Here is a 21,955-nt window from a genome sequence, read left to right as displayed (position 1 = left end):
TTATCGACTGCCATCGTGTGTTGTTATGCTGATTGAGTTTTTTTTCACCCTGCGCAAATACGGCTTAAAAGTCAGTATTACTGAGCTGCTGGATTTACTCAACGCGCTAGCGCAGCAGGTGATTTTCGCCGATAGCGAAGCCTTTTATCAGCTGGCGCGTTTAATCATGGTGAAAGACGAGAGTCAGTATGACAAGTTTGACCGTGCCTTTGCTGAGTATTTTGAAGGGGTCGCGGCGGTCGATCTAGCCAGCAGCATTCCTGATGAATGGCTCATCCCGGATATTATTCGTCAGTTATCAGCGGAAGATAAAGCGGCGTTAAAAGGGCTGGGCAGTTTAGAGGCCTTAATGGCGCAGTTGCGTGAGCGTTTGGCCGAGCAGCAAAAACGCCATGCTGGCGGCAATAAGTGGATCGGCACCGGTGGTACCTCGCCGTTTGGCGCTTATGGCTTTAACCCAGAAGGCGTGCGCATTGGCCAACAAGGCAGTGGTGCGCGCCGCGCGGTAAAAGTGTGGGATAAACGCGAGTTTAAAGATTTAGACAGCAATACTGAGCTCAATAATCGCAGTATTAAGTTGGCGCTACGTCAGTTACGGCGCTTTGCCCGCAGTGGTGCGGCGACGGAATTGGATTTAAACGGCACCATTCAAGCCACCTCAGAGCAGGGCGGTTATCTGGATCTGCGCTTTGTACCCGAGCGACATAATGCCATCAAGGTACTCATGTTTTTTGATGTGGGTGGCTCGATGGATGATCATATCACGCTTTGTCAGCAACTCTTTTCGGCCGTGAAAACCGAGTTTAAGCATCTGGAGTTTTTTTACTTTCATAATTGCGTATATGAAGGTGTCTGGCGTGATAATAGCCGACGGTTTACCGAACAAACCTCAGTGCTTGATGTGATCCACACTTACGGTAGTGATTACAAGCTGATTTTTGTTGGGGATGCCACCATGGGCCCTTATGAAATTGACTATCCTGGCGGCAGTGTTGAACACTGGAATGCCGAGCCGGGGCGAGTGTGGTTAAACCGTTTGCTGCAACAATACCCCAAAGCGGCGTGGTTAAATCCGCAGCCGCTGGCATGGTGGGGGCATTATCATTCCATCAGTCTGATGCAAAGCATTATGCAGCAGCGTATGTTTCCGTTAACCCTTACCGGTTTATCTGATGCCATTAAAAGCCTTAGCTAAGCGCAACGGCCATAGCTATTGGCGCCGCTTAATAGGAGTATCCGGATGAGCGCGGAACTCAGTGTTATTCTACTGACTACAGTATTGTTGTTACTGGCCTACTTTTGGTTATACCCCAGAGTGGCTGGCGCTGATCTAAAAAAAGTGGCGTTATTGGATGGCTTAACTACCGTCATCGCGCTTGGCATCGTGGGTACCAAGTATTGGCAAACAGAGCAAGTGTTTGAGTTGGCTGGTCTGCACCTTAACTGGTTTTGGTTTACGCTGGCATGTTATCTGATCCTCGAAATTCCTTTGTCGATTTGGTATCTAAAACGATTTCGAGCAAAGTAATGAGCATTTCTTTCAACACGAATGACTTAAAGACATTTTTTGCCAATGGCGAGGGGTGACTCGTCGTAACACTTTAACATTATGATGTCATGTTGCAAACCCGCTAAGACGTTTATCGCCTTAGCGGGTTTTTTAGGGGGTATGCTTTACTAAACAGTGAACCTATATGACAGTGGCTTTACTGCCGGAAGCTCGGCATCAGCGCGGGGATCCCCGGTAGCATACCGACAATCGCCATCACCGTAGTTAACACGATAAACATCACCAGTGGGATGATCCAACGGCTCATATGGGTTAACTCAGCGCTACGTTCTTTACAGCCAATTAAGCCTAAGTTGTCCAACAGAATGGTTAATGACCAACCAAAAGCGGGATTAACCAAGGTTGAAGCAAAGACCACAATGGCTGCGGATTGAGTGGTTTTACCTTCACGGGTCATTTCCATGCCCGCCTCTAACAGGGGAATAAACACCCCAACAATTAAGGCGACACACAATACCGGTTGCCAAATGGCCAGATCCATCGGGTAACCCCAGATCCCTGCAATAATACAAAATAGCGCGGTGAGGATAGCACCTGCGGGGATAGGGCGTTTAGCAATAGCGGCAGGAACAATATAGGTTCCCCAAGAAGACGCAAAGTTAGCCCCGCCGAGCAATGAGCCAAAGGTTTGTCTGGCTGAAGCGCTTAACATGGTGTCATCAATGTTCATTAATACTTTTTCAGTCCGTTGTGGGTAACTGATTTTTTGAAACACTTGATGACCTAAAAAGTCAGGTGACCACATGGCTACGGCAAGGATGGCAAAAGGCAGAACCACCACAAAGCTTTCTATTGTGGGTAAACCTAGCATCCAGCCGGTGTTGTCACCCCACCAGTACATCGGGTTCATATTAGGTAAGCCCGGTGCCGTATGAAACTCAAAAGGCGCGCCAAGAGCAAAGGCCATCGCGCCCCCTAAAAAGCAGCTTAAGGGCACGGCTAACCAGCGTTTCTTAAAATGTTCTAAGAACGCATAGAGCAATATGGTCGATAGGATGACCACAAAGGCGATATGCGTTTTTTCGATCCCTTCTGCCCAAACGAACAATTTTTTTACCTGCGAGGTGGTACCTATAAAGCCGAGGTACAGCAGTAAGCCGCCACAAACGCCTTTACTGGTCAGTCGTGCCAATAAGCTACCACCTTTACTGAGCGCTAAAATTAAACCAAAAGCGCCAATTAACAGACCAAAGGCCATCGGGTGACCGCCTGTTGCGACAACAATCGGGATCAACGGGATCAGTGGGCCATGGGTGCCGGCTAAGTTAGCGGTGGGTAAAATAAAACCGGAAAATAACAGAATAAATACCGAAACGATTAAGAGTTCGTAACGTACGTTCTCAAGAATAAACGCATCGCCTAAACCTAATGCATTGGCAAAGGTCGCAGCAATGGCGGCCACCATAACGACTTTACCGATGGTGGCGGCCATTGCTGGGATGGTATCTTCAAACTCGAATCGATAATCTCGAAACGGTAAATTAGGCCGCCAACGTTTTGGCTGCATAATTTGCAGTTCATGCTCGAGGTACGCTTCACGGCTACTGAACTCAGAACTGGGTTTGTGTAAATTTTGGTAGCTATCAGTAACGGCGTGCTCCGTCGTTACCTGTGCAGCTGCAGACAAGCTGTCATCTTCAGGCTTGGTGTTCATGTTATCCCCGGCAACATAGTTGCTACTAAAAAATTAAAATCACGGCTTTTTTTATAAGCAATTACATGTTGAGGCAGCAGAATAAAGCAGCCGTCAGAAAATTGTTATTAGTCAAAGGTCGAGGTTGACAGAAATTTATGCGGTTTTAGTGTAATACCGTTAAGGTGAGTGTGGTTTTTCTGCTGCGTTGATGCTGACGCGAGGGCAGGTTGTTGTGTGTGATGTGTGAAGGTTTTATCTTAGCAAGAAAGCCGTCAGCTAAAGCATGACAGCGAGTCAGGGCCGTGATGTGGATGGGCGAATCTTTGCTGACCCGCACAAGGTGAAAAAAACGGACATGCGCTGTCCGTTATGAAAGAGGTGAAAAAGCAACGCTGATTTTGTGGCTAATCGTCTTGCTCTGCCGCCGCATTGCGCGCTTTACGTTCTTGCATCTCATTATAAGCGGCGTTAATTTCATCGAGCACTGCATCGATATCGGCTAACTGTTCATCTTCGGCAAATTCACCGGTCAGTTCAGTGTCAGGATTCAGGTTACCGGCTTCAAATAAGGCCCAGATTTCTTTAGCATATTTTGTGTTTAATAGCTCTGGCGCAAATTGCCCATAATATTGGGTAATATTATTCACGTCTCGGCTTAACATCCACTGAGCGTTGTTATTGGCTGCCGCATCCACTGCTTGAGGTAAGTCAATAATGACCGGGCCAGTAGGATCTTGCAGTACATTAAATTCAGAGAGATCGCCATGCACCAAACCTGCGGCTAACATGCGCAAAATATGTTGCATCATGGTTTTGTGATCGCGTTTGGCTTGCTCGGGTTCTAACGTAATATCATTTAAACGCGGCGCGACATCGCCATCTTCGTCTAAAATTAATTCCATCAGCAAGATGCCATCATAACAACCGTAAGGCTCAGGTACGCGTACTCCGGCATCGGCTAACTTATATAAAGCATCCACTTCGGCATGTTGCCAGCTTTCTTCTTGTTGCTCACGGCCAAAGCTTGAACCTTTTTCCATGGCGCGAGCGCGGCGTGAGCTGCGCACTTTGCGGCCCTCTTGATACTGTACCGCTTTTTTAAAACTGCGTTGGCTAGCATCCTTATACACTTTGGCACATCGAATGGCGTTACCGCAACGAACGACATAGACAGAGGCTTCTTTGCCGCTCATCAATGGCCGTAATACTTCATCGATAATACCTTCATCAATTAAAGGTTGGATGCGTTTTGGTGTTTTCATAACACCCCTATAGTAAATTGGCGAAGTGCCAAAGGTTAAGCCGAACCATGGCAATAGGCTGCGGTTGCAGCAGCATATTGCCAACGGGAGGTTACAAATCTAAATAATGTGGCCAACCTAGCAGTGGGCTGGTTAAACCGTGTTTATGTTCAAAGGCATCGAGTTTTTCTGGCGATGCGTCTAACCGTTGCTGTTTTTGATATTCACGGCAAAACAACAAGGTACGCTGTAAGGCAGGATGAAAATGCTGGCCCAGATCCTGGCGGATCGCACTGGCGTTTTCAGCGGGCAATTCAGCTAATACCGCTTCGGTTTGTAACATCAGGTAAGCATCATTAAACCAATGCTCGGCAAAGTCAATTTCGCGTAGCCGACGTTTTAAATCTTGCTTTACTTGACCACCACCGGTCAAAGCACGATAGAGCACAATCTCAGCCAACACTTCTTCTAAGCTAAAATGCTCGAATTCATCAAATTGTTGCCGTTGATAAAACTGTTGTCGTAATAGCTGCATCGCCTGAAAACGATGATGCTCGGTCAAGGCTTGTTGATAGGCTGGCCAACCTTGCCACTCTTCCGCATCTGGCGGACAAGACACTTGTGACAGCAATTGTTCATCAACCTCGCCATATAAGGAACTCTTGCCTGAGGTTTTACGATGCACAGTGCTGAGCATGTGCCAGCCTTTTTGAAACGGTTTAACCAAACCTTCAGGCGCTAATAAGAGCTGGAGAGCCCGTACTTGATCTTTATCGCTTAATGCCATCAGGCCCAGACTGACAATGCCGATGACATCGTAAGCGGCTTGTTCTAACAGGTGCATCTTGTATTTGTTATAGAACTTGTCAGCAAACTTTAGGCTCATCAACACGGCTTTGCTTTTAATTTGCGCTAATTCAGCGGCATTTAATTGTTCTGCCGCTTGCGCGTGTCGAATCACCTGCGTTAAAAAGGGGCCTTGCTGGCTATCCCGCACCACTAACTGCATGAAAATTATCCCTAATCCAAAAAGCTAAACATATCGTCGACTTCGCTAAATTCGTCTTCAGCTTGGTTTTTCTCTTTAGCTTGCATCACCAACTCGGTAGCAAATTTATTGATAATACCTTCCCAGCCAGATTTTTCATTGCGGATCAGCGCTTTAATGGCTGTTTCTACCTTAGGAGTTAATTGGCGGATCAGCGCCAATAAGCTCTTCGGATCATCATAGCCAATATTGTGGGCATCTTCGGCAAGCTGGCGTTCAGTGAAGCTTTCGGCCTCTTCTAAATGTTCTTCATCTTCATACAGCTTATCTTCCCAGTAGTTTTCATACTCTAGAATTTCACCGCGATAAATTTCGATAAAAGGAATGGATAAATAGAACAAGCCGGCGGGATCTTCAGCAATACACTCTAAAATCTCGGCCTGCTTCTCTTCGTTATCTTGGGTGCGGATCAGGTAAGTTAAAAAATCAAAGGTATGCTGTTTCAGATCTTCCGCATTGTTTTTGATTTTTTCTTCCCAATACAAGGGTTGCTGACACACAATATCGCGGATCTTCTCTGGCGTCATCAGCTCAGAAATAATCGACGGGAACGATAAGTCATGCTGGCTGTTCATTTGTGTTAGCGTAACAATATCAATTTGCTCAATCACATCAACCAGTTGTTGATCGCTCATGGTGTTGGCAATAATCTCAAAACGCTTACTGGCTTGTTTTGGTTCGACTAGCGCTAATTCTTTTATTTCTGCTGCAGCAATAGCAATTAAATCAGTACTCACTCTCAGCCCTCCCGGTTAAAGCGGATTTCATCATATTGATCGTCGTAGCCTTCTTCATCGCTATCGTCGTCATCGTGTTCGTCATCACCACCAAAACCATAGGGTGCGTCTTCTTGTTCATCATCGCTGTCATCAGCCGCGTGGCCTTTGGGTATGGCCACATTTTGCGTTAGTAAATACAGTGCGGCACAGGCTTCAATTAACATCGTTTCAGAATAATCACGAATGGCTTTTACCAAGGGCAAATCCGCATTATTAAAGGCGACAGACACTTTAAACTCTTCCCAACTGGGCTTTTTAGCGGCGCTTAACCATTGCTGCCATTTTGCTGCCGCGGCAGGGGGGAACTTAACGCGGCCATAAAGCGCCATCGGTAAATACTCTGGTACCGACTCAAGCATTTCAGGATCAGCTAGTAATACGGCTTTCATTTTGCTAGTAAATTGCTCAAGCGCTTTCGGATTTTCTGGGTCGCTATACGAATCTATATTTTCACCGGCGTCGGTTTGTAAGGCGCGGATCCGTGCCAAGTTTAATTTGCTGCTCATGATGGCCTCAGGCGTAATATTCGTCCCACAGCTCACGCATTGCGGCTGCAGGATCGGTAACAATAACGTTATTAAAATCTTTTAAGAAGGCGCTACGTAACTTCGGATTTCCCAGCACTTCATAGGCTGTTTTGACCCGTTGTAATTGATTGGCGGCTTGCTGCAATTCTTCTTCTGATAAACCGTGTAGTTTATCGGGGTGAAACTTATTGGCTAAGCGGCGATACGCTTTTTTAATCTCGTCATCACTGGCATTAGACTTTACGCCCAGTACCCGAAAGTGATTAATCATGTTGTTATCCTGTACAGACGGCGACTAGGGGGTTAAACAGTAAATTATAGCCGCAAATCATAGCAGATCTGATGCAGTGTTGGCAGCGCATTATGCAATTCCACTTTATTAAGTTTAGCCACTTGAGTAATGCGCTATTTAGCCGCATCATATGCAGGCCTATGTTACGTTTACACTGCACTTTTAAGCGTCGTAACAGGTTTTTCTCTGCATCGAGGTGTTATGCGCTGGTTTAGCGGTTTAATCATTCTGTTGTATCTAACGGTACTTTGCACACCGCATTCGTCTGCGGTGTATGACGTTAGAGTATTGCCGCAGATAGACAGCCAGTTGCAAGCGGTGCCTGTGGCACTGCCGCAGTTTTTAGCTAACGAAGCGGATGAAGAACCCGATCAGCCTGATGTTGCCCTGCTTAGTCGCAACCTTGGGCAAGGGCATCTTAGTACCGTTGTTGCGCTGACGCAGCGCTTAGCGGTGTTGGCCAACCGCTTATTTTCATCTGCGCAAGCACGCGCCCCCCCTTTGTTCCTCAGCATTTAGATTATGGCGCGACCCATTGTGGTTCGTCGCACTGTTTAAGATAGCTTAACCAAAGCCAAGAAGCGCTTTGGTGTGAGAGGAAAATATGGTTTTTATTGATATTGCGCTTATGCCTGGCAAAGCGTTATTGCCTGTGCTTTTTATATTATTTACCCCGCTGTTACTTCAAGTGTGTCGGCATGTTGATGCGCCTGTTAGCAAGGAGCCGCTATGCTAAACAAGAATGCAACTTGGCAGGTATGCATGGTGATCAGTTTGCTGCTGTTGGCACTGATTTATGCACTGCCTAATCTGTATCCAGCCGATCCGGCACTGAGTATCAGTGCAACCCGTGGCGCGAAAATCAGCGAACAAACTCAGGCGCAGTTAAGCCAAACGCTGCAACAAGCGAATATCCCCGTTAAAGCCCTGCAATTACAAGATGGTCAAGTACTGTTACGTTTTGCTGATACCGAAGCACAGTTACAAGCGCAAACGCTGTTCAACAAAACACTTGATCATAATTATGTTACGGCCTTGAGTTTAGCGCCTGCCACGCCCGCGTGGTTAGCCCGGATTGGTGCGACGCCAATGAAGTTGGGTTTAGACTTACGCGGTGGCGTGCATTTTTTGTTAGCGGTGGATATGCAAGCGGCACAGCAAAAACACATGAATGATTTGCAGCAACGACTGCGTGTGGAAATGCGGCAAGCCGATATCCGTTATCGCAGCGTGCAAGCCGATCCAACTGATGCTCAACTGCAGATTGCACTGCGAAGTGCTGCTGATTTAGCCTCGTTAGAATCACTGCTGTCAAAACGAGATCGACAGTGGTTGCTCAGTCGTGCCGATGATGGTGTTACTTTGCTGTTGCAACTGTCAGAGCTGCAATTAAAAGCGCTGCGTGAAGAGGCGCTGGAGCAAAATATAACGATTTTGCGTAATCGGGTAAACGAAATTGGTGTGGCCGAGCCGATTGTGCAGCGCCAAGGTGCCGATCGGATTATTGTGCAATTACCCGGTGTGCAAGATACCGCGCAAGCCAAAGAGATTTTAGGGGCGACGGCTTCGTTAGAGTTTCGCCTGGTGAACACTCAAGCTGATTTAGCCGCTGCGCTCGCCGGTCGCGTACCCGCCGATGCTGAGCTATTCCAAACCCGTGACGGGCAGCCCATTTTACTTGAAAAACGTATTATGCTGACCGGGGATCGGATCACCGATGCCAGCTCTGGCTACGATGAATATGGCATGCCGCAAGTCAGTATTATGTTGGATGCACAGGGTGGCGAATTGCTATCGGCAGGCACTAAAAACGCCACCGGGCGGCGCATGGCGTCGGTGTTTGTTGAATACAAAGCCAGTGCCGAGCGTGCTGAGGATGGCAGTGCCGTGCTGATTAAACAGCAAGAGGTGATAAATGATGCCACCATTCGTATGCGCCTTGGCCATAGTTTTCAAATTACCGGTTTAAGCTCGTCTGCTGAAGCTCAACAGCTGGCGTCGTTATTACGCGCGGGCGCCTTAATCGCACCGATCCAAATCTTAGAAGAACGCAGCATCGGCCCTAGTTTAGGCCAAGAAAATATTAAGCTTGGTATGCAAGCCATCTCTTTTGGCATGCTGGCCGTGTTGTTGTTTATGCTGGTGTATTACAAAGGCTTTGGTTTGGTCGCGAATGTTGCTTTGCTCGCCAATGTGGTGTTGCTGGTGGGGTTATTGTCGATGATCCCAGGCGCCACCCTAAGTTTGCCCGGCATGGCCGGCATAGTGTTAACCGTTGGCATGGCAGTGGATGCCAATGTGTTGATCTTTGAGCGGATCAGAGAAGAGCTCAGCGCAGGGCGCTCTGTGCAACAGGCTATTCATGAAGGCTATGATCGCGCCTTTGCCACCATTGCCGATTCCAATATTACCACCTTGTTAGTGGCATTAATTCTGTTTGGCATTGGCACCGGCCCGGTGAAAGGTTTTGCTATTACGTTGGCGCTGGGGATCTTAACCTCGATTTTTACTGCAGTGCTGTGTACTCGCCTGCTCGTTAACATGATTTGGGGTGGCCGCCGTGTGCAGTCACTGTCTATTTAAGGGGTATTTGATGCAAGTATTTAACTTTACACAACCGGCTAATTTTATGCGCTATAAATGGCTGGCCGTGAGTGTGTCAGTGCTGCTGGTGCTTAGCTCGTTGATGCTATTAGCCACGCGTGGTTTAAATTGGGGTTTAGATTTTACTGGCGGTACAGTGATTGAAGTGGCATTTCAGCAAGCCGCTAATTTGGTGCAAGTGCGCGAGGTCTTGGCCGGTGCCGGTTATGCCGATGCTGTTGTGCAATTGTTTGGCAGTAGTCAGGATGTGTTAATCCGTATTCCGTTGCAGCAGGGGCTTGCACAAACACAGTTGGGCAACACGGTATTAGGCGCGTTAACGCAGCAGATTGATCCTTTGATCAGTTTGCAGCGCATTGAGTTTGTGGGGCCAAGTGTTGGCGCGGGCTTAAAGCAAGATGGGAGCTTAGCGTTGCTAGTCGCCTTATTAGGTATTTTACTCTATGTCACCCTGCGCTTTGAATGGCGCTTGTCACTTGGGGCCGTTTTGGCTTTAGGGCACGATGTAATTTTAACGCTGGGTTTATTTTCATTATTGCAGTTAGAGTTTGATCTGACGGTTTTAGCGGCGGTATTGGCGCTGATTGGTTATTCAATCAACGATACGATTGTGGTATTTGATCGCATTCGCGAGAGCTTTCGCAAACTGCGTGATAGTAGCGCGGAAGAAACCATTAACCATGCCATTACCACCACCTTAAACCGTACGGTTATTACCTCGTTAACTACGCTATTGGTGTTACTGGTACTGTTTTATATGGGAGGTGCACTGATCCATGGTTTTGCAACGGCGTTGTTGTTCGGTATTTTGGTCGGCACCTATTCGTCAGTTTATGTGGCCAGTGCCATCGCTTTAGTGTTGGGTTTAACGCGGGAAGATTTGCTGGTGCCCGTGATTGAGAAAGAAGGCGCCTCGAATGATTTGCCACTATAAAAGTGCTTAAGGGTAGGTCGTTAATCATTTGACGTTCAGCATACTAGGCTGAATAGGGCAGAAAATAGCACCGGTCATCGGATATGAGCGGTGCTCTTTAAAGCAACCAAGGGTATCAGCACGCTATTGAGGGGGGGAGTCGCTCAGTTGAAAAGGACCTGAGTCCTTTTCAACAGAGTTACTGTGCCACTACAATAAAAGTGTACTGTATAGCGGTTGCGCTTTTTCAGGCAACTTTTATAGCTAAAAAACGCGATGGCTTAATAACCTTGTGCGTGAACATCTCGAACCGCCCGGCCCGAAGGATCGGTCATTTCAGCCATTTTGGCATCCCAAGCTAAGGCTTCTGGTGTGGAACAAGCGACAGACTTACCGCCTGGCACACAAGAGATGGCACCTGCATGTGGGAAATGCTCTTCAAAGATCACCCGGTAGTAATAGGCTTCTTTGCTATCTGGCGTGTTGACCGGGAAGCGGAAGCTGGCGGTGGCCATCTGCTGATCAGACACTTCTTTTGCGGCATGCGCTTTTAAGCTGTCAATCCAGTTGTAACCGACGCCGTCCGAGAATTGCTCTTTTTGCCGCCATAAAATTTCATTAGGCAGTAAACCCTCAAATGCATGGCGTAAAATGTGTTTCTCCATTTTGCCACCACCGCACATTTTCGCTTGTGGGTTTAAGCGCATAGCCACATCCATAAATTCTTTATCTAGGAACGGCACACGCGCTTCAATACCCCAAGCCGACATGGCTTTGTTAGCACGATTACAATCGAACAAATGTAAACGATCTAATTTACGCAGTGTTTCTTCATGGAACTCTTTGGCATTCGGCGCTTTATGGAAATATAAATAACCACCAAACAGTTCATCCGAGCCTTCGCCAGATAACACCATTTTAATGCCCATGGCTTTAATTTTACGAGCCATCAGATACATCGGTGTGGAAGCACGGATCGTGGTCACATCATAGGTTTCTAGGTGATAAACCACATCACGCAGCGAGTCTAATGCCTCTTGCACGCTAAAGTGCACCGTGTGATGCACAGTACCAATGGCATCTGCTACTTTTTGGGCGGCAATCAGATCAGGCGAGCCGGGTAAACCGACGGCAAAAGAGTGTAAACGGGGCCACCACGCTTCAGATTGATCATCATCTTCGACACGGCGCTTAGCAAATTGCTGAGCAATAGCTGAAATTAAGGACGAGTCTAAACCGCCGGATAACAACACTCCATAAGGGACGTCTGACATCAGGTGGGTTTTTACGCTGTGCTCAAGCGCTTCGCGCAGCTCAGTTTCATTGGCAGGGTTATCTTTAACCGCATCGAAACTTTGCCAATCGCGTTGATAGTACTGACGCAGTTCACCAATTTTGCTATCAAAATAATGGCCTGGCGGGAATTCTTTGATTTGCTTACAAACCGGTACCAGCGCTTTTAACTCTGAGGCGACAAATAGCTGACCATGTTCGTCATAACCGTAATACAACGGAATAATGCCCATATGATCACGCGCAATTAAATAGCGTTGCTGTTCAGCATCATACAAAATAAAGGCAAACATGCCGTGCAGCTGATCAATAAATTCAGCACCGTGCTCTAAATACAACGGTAAGATCACTTCACAATCCGATTTTGTTTTAAACGGATAGGGCGTACTCAAGGTTTTTTCGAGTGCTTTATGATTGTAGATCTCACCATTCACTGCCAGAATGTGATTTCGCTCGGTATTAATGAGAGGTTGGGCACCATTTTCAGTATCTACAATCGCTAGGCGCTCATGCACCAGAATAGCATTATCATCGTTCCAAATGCCTGACCAGTCAGGACCACGATGACGTAATAACTTAGATAACTGCAGCGCTTGTTGGCGCAATGCTTTAACATCTGTCTTGATGTCAAGCACCCCAAATATCGAACACATGATAACCTCTGATAATCAAATTAATAACACAATAAGTTTTGGCAGTATGTACGTCTATACGTACCCGTTGAATGTGCCATGCTAGCGTTAAATTGCAAGTGCTTTTTGGTTTATTTCCTTTAATAGTCCAAAAAATAACCACTCTCGTCAAATGTGAAAGCTTATGAATAAAAAATCAGCAAAAAACCGCTTTAACGCCCCCGCCAACTGGTCGGCGCAGTATTTAAGCACTAACCCGATCTTCAGCGAGTTGTGTCAGTTGTTTCCACTGACCGAACTTAACAACTGGCCAACCTTAGTGCAACTTAATCATTGGTTGGGCCAAAGCGATTATCGCTTGGTGGACGATGCGCTGTTGCAAGCTGACGGACGTTACTACGAAGCTTTTATTTTTGCGACGTCGCACATTCCGACCCGTGCTGAAAATTGGCATGATCTGTTTGGCGGTTTAATTTGGGGGTTGTTTCCTAAAACCAAACGTCAGATCAACCAGCTGCACATCAGCGAAATGGCCATACATGGACAACAGCAGCGCAGTAAAATTCGCAACAAATTAACCTTGCTGGATGAATGTGGTGTGCTGATTGCGCTGGAGCCGAGCGCTCAGGCACATCGTCAGTGGTTACAACAACATGCTTGGCGGCGCAGTTTTTGGCAGCAGCGCCACGATTGGCAGCACGCTATCGTGCCAGTGATTTTCGGCCATGCTATTTATGAAATGGCCACTCAACCCTTTATCGGCTTAACCGCGAAAACCTGGTTTATTGATGTGCCTACCGGTTTTAGCCAATGGGCTTTAACAGATCGTTACACTTTTCTCGATGAAAAACTCTCTCAACAAATTGCTAACACTGGGCAACTGCTTAATAATGACCAGCTTACACCTTTGCCGTTATTAGGCTTACCCGGTTGGTATGCTGATAATAATGCAGAGGTTTTTTATGCCAATACGGAGTATTTTCGTCCACGCAAGACTCAACAATAGGACTGTTAGATGATAGAAATAAAACAACTTGCCAAGGGCTTTACGTTAAGTAAAGGCAATAAGTTATCTGATACAGAGAAACAGGATGTTCGCTACAGTAATAAAGTCTTTCATTCGGTACGTGATGTCAGTTTTACCTGTGGTCAGGGTGAAGTGTTAGGCTTGCTTGGCCCGAATGGCGCGGGTAAAACCACGACGTTACGGATGCTGTCAACGGCTTTAAAACCTGATGCGGGTGCGGTGTTGATTAACGGTGTGGATGTGTTAAAAGAACCCGTAAAAGCGCGTAAGTTAATTGGTTTTTTATCAGCGGATACCGGCTTATATGGCAAATTAACCGCCTATGAAAATATTGCTTATTTTGCCAAATTACATGGTATGTCTGATGCGGCCATTAAAAAGCGCATTGATGAGCTGTTTACTTTGCTGAACATGCACGATTTTGCCAATCGGCGTGCCGATAATATGTCTACCGGTATGAAACAAAAAACGGCGATAGCGCGGGCGGTAGTTCATTCCCCCAAAGTGGTGATTTTCGATGAGCCGACCACAGGTTTAGACATCATGACCGTGCAAACGGTATTAGATTTTATTCAGTCGTTAAAAACGACAGGGATCCCAGTGATTTTCTCTACTCACCACTTAGATGAAGTGGCGAGTTTGTGTGATCGTGTGGTGGTCATTGATAAAGGGATCAGCAGCTTTTCGGGTGCTTTGGCACAATTTAGTGCCTTAAGTGCCACGGGCGATTTACGTCAGGCCTTTTTATCTGTCTTACAGCAACAACCTGCAGTACAAGGAGCCGTCTAATGTGGCAAGTTTATCTGAAAGAACTTACGGAATTAATGCGGGATAAAAAAACATTAATTTTCGTGATCCTACTGCCAATTTTTATTTTCCCGGTGATCTTCGGCATTATGGGCTTGGTGTTATCTTCAACCACCAATAAAGCCATGCAAGAGCAACATCGCTACGTCATTATTAACGAGCAGCAAGCTCCTGAGTTTACCCAAGCGTTGTTTTATCATAAAAACTTTAAGCAGGTGACAACCTCATTGACCGAGCCTGAAGCGTTGATCGCGGCTATTCGTGCCGGTGATTTTGACGTAGCCGTGGTGATCCCTGCTGATTTTCAAGCAAAACAACAAGCTGTTGAGCAAAGCCAATGGCAGCTTATTTATAACCAAGCTAGCCAGTTAGACTTTATGTCTCGTTATTTTAATGAAATGCTTGAAAATTATACCGGCACCTTACAACGTCAATCCTTAAGTGCACTGGGTGTTGATCCTGAAAAGCTGACTGCGATTTTAAAACCCGTGTCGGTTGAAAAACTGGATACAGCAGCGAAACGTGAAAACCTGGGTGAAAAATTTGGGGCCTTAGTGGCTTATATTTTGATCCCGTTGTGCTTGCTCGGCGCGTCTTATCCGGCGATTGACATGGGCGCGGGGGAGAAAGAGCGGGGTACGCTGGAAACCTTGTTAATTTGTCCGATTAGCCGCACTGCCATTGTATTGGGTAAATTTGCTACGGTGCTGACGACAGGCTTGGCGGGGGCACTGATCACGGTGGCCAGCTTCGGTATATGGGGCGCGGTGATAGGCTCTTTTGCCGGTTTTTCAGTGGTCAAAGAGGCGATGGGAGCGATTTCTGTACCAGAGTTATTGTTAATTTTTATGATGATCGTACCAACGTCGGCCATCTTTGCCTCTTTATTATTGGCGATCTCGATTTATGCCAAAACCTTTAAAGAAGCGCAAAACTATATGAGCCCGCTCAGTATTTTGATGTTTGTTCCTCTTGCTGCCGCCATGATGCCAGGTGTTGAGTTAAATGCGAAAACCGCTTTTATTCCGGTAATGAATGTCGCGTTAGCCATTAAAGAGTTGATTAAAGGTACGGCGGAAACCAGTATGATTGCGCTGATTTTTGGTGCGACAGTACTGTTAGCTGCGGCATTAATTGCCTTTTGTGTGCACTGGTTCCAACAAGAAAAAGTGCTGTTTCGTTAAATGACAACTAAAAGCTATTGATAACGATTCGCAATAGTATTAATATGGCGTGGTGTCCAGAACGGAGATCACGCCATGTTCATTTGTGTTTGCAAAGCGGTATCTGACAAAGCCATTAAGCAGGCTATTGCTGAAGGTGCCGATTCAATGCGCGCACTCAAAAATCAGCTGGGGGTAGGCTCTCAGTGTGGTAAATGTCTGTGTCAGGCTGCACAGTTGCTGCATAATGAACTGGTGAAGCAACAACCGAGTGCCGATATTATCGATAAGTTAGCAAAACCGGCTGCTTAAGTTCGTACACAATTAATTCCGCTTATCGCCACATTTCTATTTTCATTCCGTCGCAAAGCCCAGCATAATAGCTCAATCTTGCTCATACAGAGGCCTGTAAGGCGTTGCTGTATAGTAAACGTGGTTTTGTGAAGGTAAGTCGAACGCTTTGGAGCAGTTAATGGATAAGATTAAGCAGGTTGCCATCGTCGGTGGTGTACATGGTAATGAGTTTTCAGGGATCTACTTGGTGAAACACTATCAAGCTGAGCCTGAGCGCTGCCGTCGTACCAGTTTTACAACTGAAACGGTCTGGGCTAATCCTGCGGCTTATGCTGCGAATAAGCGCTATTTGCACAGTGACTTAAATCGACAATTTAAAAACGTGGATCTGGCAAACCCTGAACTTACCGATTACGAACAAAGCCGAGCTAAAGTGTTAAACGCCCAGTTAGGTCCCAAAGGCGCTGCGCGCACCGATCTGCTGATCGATTTACACAACACCACCAGTAATATGGGCGCTTGTTTGATTTTGACGCAAGCCGGGCCTTTTTATAATAAAATGGCGGCCTACGTTAAAATGAACATGCCAGAAGCGATAATTTCGCGTGATGAAGATCATTTCGCGGCAGAAGAGCACGCTTTAATGTGTACCTTAGGCCGTTACGGCGTGTTGGTCGAAGTAGGGCCACAGCCACAATCGGTTTTACGCCAGGATGTGTTAGAGTTAATGCAAACAATGGTGCAGCACATTCTTGATTTTGTTGAGCTTTACAATCAGGATAACTTGCCAGTCTTACCGAAAAAAACCGACGCGTTTCGTTACTTATATTCGATTAAGTTACCAATGAATGCGGCGGGGGAGCGCATTGGTATGGTGCATAAAAATGTGCAAGATCGTGATTATCAACCGATTAACCCAGGCGATCCAATCTTCACCTTGTTTGATGGTACTGAAGTACTTTATGAAGGTGAAAATGTAGTTTATCCTACCTTTATTAATGAAGCGGCTTATTATGATAATAATTTGGCGATGTCATTAAATGAAAAAGTCATTATAGAATTGGAATAAAAAAGGCGTGCGCTAAACGAGTTCGCCTTTAAACATAGGATGTTTATGAGCTTATCTGTTAGTCATAGTACTTTACGGCGTGTTCGAGCACTTGGCTTGTGGTTAGTGTTGGGGGTTGCCTGTGCGCCTGCCTCGGCACTTGGTTGTCAAAGCAAACAATGTCAAAGTTCAGTGGTGTTCTTAACTGAAACGAGCTACCCCGGTGTGCAACTTGATAGCCATGGTGACGTCATCGGGCCAACTATCGATTTGATGAATATCTTAGCCGAACGTGTTGGCAAAGAAAGGGTGTTTTATTTAATGCCATGGGCGCGAGCGATGCAACGGGCTCAGCATACACCGCGCAGTATTTTGTTCGAAACCGTGCGTAATGCCGAGCGCGAACCATTATTTAAATGGGTCGGCCCTATTATGTATTTCGACATGCAGCTATATGGCCCACCGAAACTAAAGGGCATGAATGCAGAGCAGATCAGTAAAAATTATGTTGCCTGCGGTTATCGTGGCGCCTCTTACTTACCGATCTTAGCGACTCTAGGCTTTTCTGAAGATACCAATTTGGTCTTAATGAAAACGCAGACAGATTGTTTAGATATGCTCAGATTAGGGCGCGCCGATGTCACGCCCATGAATGGTTTTCGACGTGGCGACATGTACGAAGAGCCACAACTGCGTTTAGTGCCGCTTATTCCTCTCAATGAAGTGGCGTTGTATATGGCGTTTTCTTTGGATTTTTCTGACAGTGAAATTGCGTTGTGGCAGCAACAATTAGAACAATTGTATCGCGATGGCACCTTACGTCGATTTTATCAATCAAATTACCCAGCGCGCGTGATTGAAAAGCTTGAGCAATTAGCCGGTAAGTCGCCAAACACGGCATCCTAATGCTTGCTCGACACTTAACGTTCAGCCGCTAAGTGTCGAGTTTTCAGGTTAAACCTTACAACGTATCGTAACTGGCTTTTTTCTGAATTAACTCAATAGCGTAATTGTCGGGATCGCGCACAAATGCGATTTCTGTTGTGCCACCTTTTACGGGGCCTGGCTCGCGGCTAATCACACCCCCTTTAGCGCGGATCTTGTCGCAGGCGGCATAAACATCTTCTACTTCCAAGGCAATATGACCAAAAGCGCCACCCAACTCATAGCTGTCAACACCCCAGTTGTAGGTCAGCTCTAAAACGGCATCACTTTTCTCATCGCCATAACCAACAAACGCCAGCGTATAGCGATATTCACTGTTTTCGGATTGGCGTAATAATCTCATGCCCAGCACCTCGGTATAAAAGGCGATTGACCGTTCTAAATTTCCAACGCGTAGCATGGTATGTAAAATTCGCATGATGACCCCTTTGCTGTGTTTGCTTGCAATGTTCTTAAAACTGTATGCTTGCCTAAATGTCGACAGCATCATCGCACGGATGCGCTATGGCAAAGCACTGCAGATAGTAACATATTCTGTTATATGAAAAGACCGCTATTCGCTAGGCTGCCCATCTGTGTTGTGCTGGTAGCGCTTAAGGTTAAAACGCCTTGCAGAAACACCGCAAGGCGTTTTAACGGTTAACCGTTAAACTTTACCCTAACGCCGGCATTAACAATAAAGCCATCGTTACGCGACCAAATATCCGTTGTCCACTGACCGCTCGCGGCTCGGTTTGGTAAGATCATCGGGTGTTGATCGGTTTGTTTCACATCGAGCAGGTTTTCTAAATTCACAAACCAGCTAAATTGGCCCACGGTGATTTCTCCCATTAAGCCCAGGTGCCAATAGGGCGTTGAATAATCAGTGAAGGGGTTGTCGTTTAAGCGTTGTACTCCCGTATAGTAGGCTTCAAAGCCCGCTCTGAAACGACCATGTTGCTCCCACATGGCGACAAAGCCTGCTGAATGCTCGGGTGTTAGTGCAATTTCGCGCTGTTGTAGGGTATCTGCTGCGAGCTCGGTGGCATCAAGATAGAGGTAACTGGCGGTTAACTTGATATCTTGCCAGTAGTAACGCAGCAGTAACTCTGAGCCGCGGATTTTACTGGCGCCCGTATTATTAACTAAGCGTACGCCATTGAACACGCCATCATTGCCCGTGGCTATCGGCGCTAAACCAATAGCATCATCAATATTGGCCGCGAATAGCGTGATGCTACTTTCAATGTTTTCATGGCTGTAGGTAACATCCAAAGACGCCGTTTGCGCGGTTTCGGCCTGTAGATTATCAATGGTTTCGAGTCTGGATAAACCGGCGGCATCAATCTCTTCGACAAAAGGGGTTGGGGCAAAGTAGCCTCGGCCATAAGACGCGCGAACCGTGAGATCGCCAGGGCGATATAACAGTGAGACTCTCGGGCTGAATTGCTGACCAAACTCACTGTGATTTTCCAGGCGGGCGCTTAACGAGGTACTCATTAACGCATTAAACGCATAATCAAATTGAGAAAATAACCCCGGCACTCTGTAGTGATAATCAAATTGTTGAAAGGTTTGCGATGTGAATTGCTCTGCTTGATAAGCGGCACCTATCACCCAGTCACTGTTTGCCGTGTAGCCAGCGAGGCTGGATTCAAGCAAATAACTCTCATGCTGATCCTCTTCTAGCACCACGCCAAATTGATGTAAATGTTGTTGCTGCATGACTGAGCCACGGCTATTTAGGATCAGGTTATCAAACACCGGCAGGTTAAAGACAACGCCGCCATCCAGTCGCTCGGAGTCTTGGCTTTGGTTAAAAGGGTTGCCATCACTGACACTGCTGCCGGGCATGGTGCCGCCTTGACGTTTTTCAGACATCACGCCTAGCGTGCCATATAGCGTGGCCCCCTGTTCACCTTGCCAGTAAAGCCTGGGCCTTGCGGTATAACGTTCATAACCGGCCAGATCAATCCAGCCGTCTTGATCCACATCGGTGCTGGCCTGATGGTGTGCGCCGGCAGTTATCGAACCTTGCAGACGTGCTGTCAGTGGCGTCTCAATGTAGCTGGTAATATCTTGGCCATCGCGGCTGGTGGCATTTAATAATACTTCACCTTGAAGTGTATCCCCTGGGGTTCTTGAGACTAGATTAATCACGCCTCCCATGGCTGAACCGCCATACAAAGACGAGGCCGAGCCTTTAATAATTTCGACACGTTTTAGATCCGTTGGTGGTATTTGCAACAGGCCAATCGAAGAGGCCTGATTGCCATAAAGCGGTAAACCATCGGCTAACAGTTGGGTATAACGGCCATATAGTCCTTGCAAGCGGATATTGGCACTGCCCAGCGCAGGTGACGTCGTTTGCACGCGCACACCGCCTGTTTCGGCAACCAGCATGGAGATATTGCCAGGGCGCATAGCCGCTTTTTCTTCAATTTCTTCACGGTTGATCAGCTCAACACGGATCGGTTGCTCATCGGCAATGCGTCCGCTGCGAGTCGCCTGTACCACGATTTTTTCAATATGCTCGTGATGATCATGCTCATCCGTATGCGAGTCGGCATGCTCATGCTCGTCTTCATGTTCAGCTGCATGTTCAGCTGCATGGCTGTCATGGTGCTCGTCTGCATGTTCAGCTGCATGGCTGTCATCGTGTTCGTCAGCGTGTTGATCCAGCGCCGTCTCTGGGTGGGCTGTAGGCTTAACTGATTGCGGCTGCTGACGGGCATTATGCTCTGCTGTAACAGCAGCGGTTTGTGCTGCGTAACTAATACCGTGAACACTGAGCGATAACAGCAACAGGGTTGCAGGTGTCATTTTGGACATTTAATCCCCTTATCTAACGAGAAAAACGACTATTTTTGCAAGAATATTACCGGCTTTATTGAAATTAGCTTGTGCTGTGATAGCTTGCAGCTTAAAGCTTACCGTTACTGGAAGGTCAAGATGAAAATTAGTGAACTGGCCGAAGCCAGCCAGGTCCCAGCAAAAACCATTCGCTACTATGAAAGTATTGGCCTGTTGAGTACAGCGGTACGGCAGGCCAATGGTTATCGGTATTACCATTCAGCAGATATAGAAACACTGGTTTTTATCCGTCGTTGTCGAGAGTTGAATATCTCAATTGACGATATCAAGCAGTTGGTTAGCGTGCAGCGAGATCCTGAGGCGTCATGTGCCACCGTTGATAGCATTATTAGCGAACAGCTGGCCAGAGTGCGACAAACTCAGCGCGAGCTAGCAAAGTTAGCACATACCCTAGAGGCACTGGTCACCTCGTGTCGTAGTGAACAGATCCAAGACTGCTGCATTTTGCAAAGCCTGCGCGCCACTGACGGGGCATGATCTGACTGAGCGCTCGCATCACAGCTTGCTAGGGAGTTGGCGCAGCCTGAATGGCCGACATTGAGCCTATGGGATGATTCATGGTGTGTTGATGTCAGCAAAGCGCATGATGCTAAACACTAAACTCAGCGGCATTAATGCTTATTCTGTTTTTTGTTTGAAGTCACAAAGGTCTTCAATAATACAAGAACCACAGCGAGGTTTTCTGGCGGTGCAGGTGTAGCGACCATGCAAGATCAACCAGTGATGCAGATCAAACATAAATTCAGATTTTTGCGGGGTGTTTTTTATAATGCTCTGTTCAGTGGCCTCAACGGTGTTGCCTTTGGCATAGCCGGTGCGATTAGCAACCCGCTGAATATGCGTATCAACCGCGATAAAATAATGGCCTTCGTTGTCTTTCAGTAAACCAAAACCGGTATTAAGCACCACATTGGCTGTTTTGCGACCCACCCCTGGCAGTGCTTCTAAGGCCGCGCGGTTTTGCGGTACTTCACCACCATGCTGCTCAACCAAAATACGACAGGTTTTAATGACATTTTCTGCTTTGGTATTAAACAAGCCGATGGTTTTAATATAGTGCTTTACGCCCTCAACATTCAGATCAAGCATGGCTTGTGCGGTGCGTGCGACTGGAAATAACTGCCGTGTGGCTTTATTGACGCCAACATCGGTCGCCTGTGCCGACAGCAATACCGCGATAAGGAGCTCAAAGGGTGAACTGTATTCAAGTTCGGTCTTCGGATGCGGATTGGCCTCGCGCAGCCGAGTGAGCATGGCAATACGTTTTTGTTTATTCATACTAT

22 protein-coding genes are annotated in these 21,955 nt (G+C 46.9%); 12 read left to right on the top strand and 10 right to left on the bottom strand.

Annotated elements, in window-relative coordinates; genetic code table 11:
• The first annotated feature begins 25 nt into the window (after positions 1–25).
• On the top strand, positions 26–1,195 hold the full coding sequence (locus tag LMJ53_RS00320) for a vWA domain-containing protein (RefSeq protein ID WP_229584263.1): 1,170 nt from the start codon (positions 26–28) through the stop codon (positions 1,193–1,195).
• Between the two features lie 45 nt (positions 1,196–1,240).
• Positions 1,241–1,528, top strand: coding sequence for a hypothetical protein (locus tag LMJ53_RS00315; protein ID WP_229584262.1), 288 nt, complete (start codon positions 1,241–1,243; stop codon positions 1,526–1,528).
• A 178-nt stretch (positions 1,529–1,706) separates the two neighbouring features.
• On the opposite strand, the gene LMJ53_RS00310 is transcribed toward LMJ53_RS00315, so the two are convergent.
• The 6 genes from LMJ53_RS00310 to LMJ53_RS00285 form a co-directional block, all read right to left on the bottom strand.
• Positions 1,707–3,224 carry a DUF3360 family protein gene (locus LMJ53_RS00310; RefSeq protein ID WP_229584261.1) on the bottom strand — a complete coding sequence of 506 codons (1,518 nt, stop codon included), beginning with the start codon at positions 3,222–3,224 and terminating at the stop codon, positions 1,707–1,709.
• A 386-nt stretch (positions 3,225–3,610) separates the two neighbouring features.
• A complete protein-coding gene (locus LMJ53_RS00305; RefSeq protein ID WP_226750073.1) occupies positions 3,611–4,468 on the bottom strand; it encodes a PA4780 family RIO1-like protein kinase in 858 nt (285 codons plus the stop codon).
• A gap of 91 nt (positions 4,469–4,559) precedes the next feature.
• Entirely contained in the window at positions 4,560–5,456 is an 897-nt protein-coding gene (gene atcC / locus LMJ53_RS00300) for a cold adaptation protein AtcC (protein ID WP_229584260.1), read from the bottom strand.
• A gap of 11 nt (positions 5,457–5,467) precedes the next feature.
• Positions 5,468–6,232: a cold adaptation protein AtcB gene (gene atcB / locus LMJ53_RS00295; protein ID WP_229584259.1), complete on the bottom strand. Its 765-nt coding sequence runs from the start codon at positions 6,230–6,232 to the stop codon at positions 5,468–5,470.
• A gap of 2 nt (positions 6,233–6,234) precedes the next feature.
• Complete coding sequence (gene atcA / locus LMJ53_RS00290) at positions 6,235–6,780, bottom strand: cold adaptation protein AtcA (RefSeq protein ID WP_229584258.1); 546 nt, start codon at positions 6,778–6,780, stop codon at positions 6,235–6,237.
• A 7-nt stretch (positions 6,781–6,787) separates the two neighbouring features.
• Entirely contained in the window at positions 6,788–7,072 is a 285-nt protein-coding gene (locus LMJ53_RS00285; protein WP_229584257.1) for a J domain-containing protein, read from the bottom strand.
• Between the two features lie 222 nt (positions 7,073–7,294).
• On the opposite strand from LMJ53_RS00285, the gene LMJ53_RS00280 reads away from it, so the two are divergent.
• From LMJ53_RS00280 to secF, 3 genes are all read left to right on the top strand, one after another.
• Positions 7,295–7,612 (top strand): hypothetical protein, encoded by a 318-nt coding sequence (locus tag LMJ53_RS00280; RefSeq protein WP_229584256.1) that lies wholly within the window; start codon positions 7,295–7,297, stop codon positions 7,610–7,612.
• Between the two features lie 210 nt (positions 7,613–7,822).
• The gene (secD, locus tag LMJ53_RS00275) at positions 7,823–9,676 is read left to right on the top strand and encodes a protein translocase subunit SecD (RefSeq protein ID WP_229584255.1); all 1,854 of its coding nucleotides are present in this window, start codon (positions 7,823–7,825) and stop codon (positions 9,674–9,676) included.
• A 10-nt stretch (positions 9,677–9,686) separates the two neighbouring features.
• The gene (gene secF / locus LMJ53_RS00270; RefSeq protein ID WP_229584254.1) at positions 9,687–10,631 is read left to right on the top strand and encodes a protein translocase subunit SecF; all 945 of its coding nucleotides are present in this window, start codon (positions 9,687–9,689) and stop codon (positions 10,629–10,631) included.
• A 260-nt stretch (positions 10,632–10,891) separates the two neighbouring features.
• On the opposite strand, the gene asnB is transcribed toward secF, so the two are convergent.
• Complete coding sequence (asnB, locus tag LMJ53_RS00265; RefSeq protein WP_226750065.1) at positions 10,892–12,556, bottom strand: asparagine synthase B; 1,665 nt, start codon at positions 12,554–12,556, stop codon at positions 10,892–10,894.
• A gap of 163 nt (positions 12,557–12,719) precedes the next feature.
• Here asnB and LMJ53_RS00260 point away from each other — a divergent pair, with 163 nt between their 5' ends.
• The 6 genes from LMJ53_RS00260 (at position 12,720) to LMJ53_RS00235 (ending at position 17,780) form a co-directional block, all read left to right on the top strand.
• The gene (locus tag LMJ53_RS00260; protein WP_229584253.1) at positions 12,720–13,541 is read left to right on the top strand and encodes a DUF3025 domain-containing protein; all 822 of its coding nucleotides are present in this window, start codon (positions 12,720–12,722) and stop codon (positions 13,539–13,541) included.
• A 9-nt stretch (positions 13,542–13,550) separates the two neighbouring features.
• Positions 13,551–14,351 carry an ATP-binding cassette domain-containing protein gene (locus LMJ53_RS00255; protein WP_229584252.1) on the top strand — a complete coding sequence of 267 codons (801 nt, stop codon included), beginning with the start codon at positions 13,551–13,553 and terminating at the stop codon, positions 14,349–14,351.
• Entirely contained in the window at positions 14,351–15,553 is a 1,203-nt protein-coding gene (locus LMJ53_RS00250; RefSeq protein ID WP_229584251.1) for an ABC transporter permease, read from the top strand. The genes LMJ53_RS00255 and LMJ53_RS00250 overlap by 1 nt, the downstream gene beginning before the upstream one ends.
• A gap of 75 nt (positions 15,554–15,628) precedes the next feature.
• The gene (locus LMJ53_RS00245) at positions 15,629–15,844 is read left to right on the top strand and encodes a bacterioferritin-associated ferredoxin (protein WP_229584250.1); all 216 of its coding nucleotides are present in this window, start codon (positions 15,629–15,631) and stop codon (positions 15,842–15,844) included.
• 160 nt (positions 15,845–16,004) lie between these two features.
• Positions 16,005–16,895, top strand: a complete 891-nt coding sequence (locus tag LMJ53_RS00240; protein ID WP_229584249.1) for an aspartoacylase — start codon at positions 16,005–16,007, stop codon at positions 16,893–16,895.
• A gap of 45 nt (positions 16,896–16,940) precedes the next feature.
• A complete protein-coding gene (locus LMJ53_RS00235; protein ID WP_229584248.1) occupies positions 16,941–17,780 on the top strand; it encodes a substrate-binding periplasmic protein in 840 nt (279 codons plus the stop codon).
• Between the two features lie 55 nt (positions 17,781–17,835).
• On the opposite strand, the gene gloA is transcribed toward LMJ53_RS00235, so the two are convergent.
• Positions 17,836–18,237: a lactoylglutathione lyase gene (gene gloA / locus LMJ53_RS00230; protein WP_229584247.1), complete on the bottom strand. Its 402-nt coding sequence runs from the start codon at positions 18,235–18,237 to the stop codon at positions 17,836–17,838.
• 221 nt (positions 18,238–18,458) lie between these two features.
• Positions 18,459–20,630, bottom strand: coding sequence for a TonB-dependent receptor plug domain-containing protein (locus tag LMJ53_RS00225; RefSeq protein ID WP_229584246.1), 2,172 nt, complete (start codon positions 20,628–20,630; stop codon positions 18,459–18,461).
• Between the two features lie 120 nt (positions 20,631–20,750).
• Here LMJ53_RS00225 and LMJ53_RS00220 point away from each other — a divergent pair, with 120 nt between their 5' ends.
• A complete protein-coding gene (locus LMJ53_RS00220; protein WP_229584245.1) occupies positions 20,751–21,149 on the top strand; it encodes a MerR family transcriptional regulator in 399 nt (132 codons plus the stop codon).
• A 141-nt stretch (positions 21,150–21,290) separates the two neighbouring features.
• Here LMJ53_RS00220 and nth read toward each other — a convergent pair whose 3' ends face one another.
• Complete coding sequence (nth, locus tag LMJ53_RS00215) at positions 21,291–21,950, bottom strand: endonuclease III (protein WP_226750055.1); 660 nt, start codon at positions 21,948–21,950, stop codon at positions 21,291–21,293.
• Positions 21,951–21,955: the final 5 nt, after the last annotated feature.

Source organism: Rheinheimera sp. UJ51 (genome assembly GCF_020819615.1).
Classification (GTDB): Bacteria; Pseudomonadota; Gammaproteobacteria; order Enterobacterales; family Alteromonadaceae; genus Alishewanella; species Alishewanella maricola.
Note: the sequence above shows the minus strand (reverse complement) of the source record. Positions and strands in the feature narration are given on the sequence as shown.

What these genes read in the sequence shown, in the direction of transcription:
- LMJ53_RS00285 (WP_229584257.1), bottom strand. Translation starts at nt 7,072, where the DNA reads ATGATTAATCACTTTCGGGTACTGGGCGTAAAGTCTAATGCCAGTGAT.
- LMJ53_RS00310 (WP_229584261.1), bottom strand. Translation starts at nt 3,224, where the DNA reads ATGAACACCAAGCCTGAAGATGACAGCTTGTCTGCAGCTGCACAGGTA.
- LMJ53_RS00225 (WP_229584246.1), bottom strand. Translation starts at nt 20,630, where the DNA reads ATGTCCAAAATGACACCTGCAACCCTGTTGCTGTTATCGCTCAGTGTT.
- LMJ53_RS00255 (WP_229584252.1), top strand. Translation starts at nt 13,551, where the DNA reads ATGATAGAAATAAAACAACTTGCCAAGGGCTTTACGTTAAGTAAAGGC.
- atcA (WP_229584258.1), bottom strand. Translation starts at nt 6,780, where the DNA reads ATGAGCAGCAAATTAAACTTGGCACGGATCCGCGCCTTACAAACCGAC.
- LMJ53_RS00260 (WP_229584253.1), top strand. Translation starts at nt 12,720, where the DNA reads ATGAATAAAAAATCAGCAAAAAACCGCTTTAACGCCCCCGCCAACTGG.
- gloA (WP_229584247.1), bottom strand. Translation starts at nt 18,237, where the DNA reads ATGCGAATTTTACATACCATGCTACGCGTTGGAAATTTAGAACGGTCA.
- LMJ53_RS00245 (WP_229584250.1), top strand. Translation starts at nt 15,629, where the DNA reads ATGTTCATTTGTGTTTGCAAAGCGGTATCTGACAAAGCCATTAAGCAG.
- LMJ53_RS00250 (WP_229584251.1), top strand. Translation starts at nt 14,351, where the DNA reads ATGTGGCAAGTTTATCTGAAAGAACTTACGGAATTAATGCGGGATAAA.
- nth (WP_226750055.1), bottom strand. Translation starts at nt 21,950, where the DNA reads ATGAATAAACAAAAACGTATTGCCATGCTCACTCGGCTGCGCGAGGCC.
- asnB (WP_226750065.1), bottom strand. Translation starts at nt 12,556, where the DNA reads ATGTGTTCGATATTTGGGGTGCTTGACATCAAGACAGATGTTAAAGCA.
- LMJ53_RS00305 (WP_226750073.1), bottom strand. Translation starts at nt 4,468, where the DNA reads ATGAAAACACCAAAACGCATCCAACCTTTAATTGATGAAGGTATTATC.
- atcC (WP_229584260.1), bottom strand. Translation starts at nt 5,456, where the DNA reads ATGCAGTTAGTGGTGCGGGATAGCCAGCAAGGCCCCTTTTTAACGCAG.
- LMJ53_RS00220 (WP_229584245.1), top strand. Translation starts at nt 20,751, where the DNA reads ATGAAAATTAGTGAACTGGCCGAAGCCAGCCAGGTCCCAGCAAAAACC.
- LMJ53_RS00315 (WP_229584262.1), top strand. Translation starts at nt 1,241, where the DNA reads ATGAGCGCGGAACTCAGTGTTATTCTACTGACTACAGTATTGTTGTTA.
- LMJ53_RS00240 (WP_229584249.1), top strand. Translation starts at nt 16,005, where the DNA reads ATGGATAAGATTAAGCAGGTTGCCATCGTCGGTGGTGTACATGGTAAT.
- LMJ53_RS00280 (WP_229584256.1), top strand. Translation starts at nt 7,295, where the DNA reads ATGCGCTGGTTTAGCGGTTTAATCATTCTGTTGTATCTAACGGTACTT.
- secD (WP_229584255.1), top strand. Translation starts at nt 7,823, where the DNA reads ATGCTAAACAAGAATGCAACTTGGCAGGTATGCATGGTGATCAGTTTG.
- LMJ53_RS00235 (WP_229584248.1), top strand. Translation starts at nt 16,941, where the DNA reads ATGAGCTTATCTGTTAGTCATAGTACTTTACGGCGTGTTCGAGCACTT.
- secF (WP_229584254.1), top strand. Translation starts at nt 9,687, where the DNA reads ATGCAAGTATTTAACTTTACACAACCGGCTAATTTTATGCGCTATAAA.
- LMJ53_RS00320 (WP_229584263.1), top strand. Translation starts at nt 26, where the DNA reads ATGCTGATTGAGTTTTTTTTCACCCTGCGCAAATACGGCTTAAAAGTC.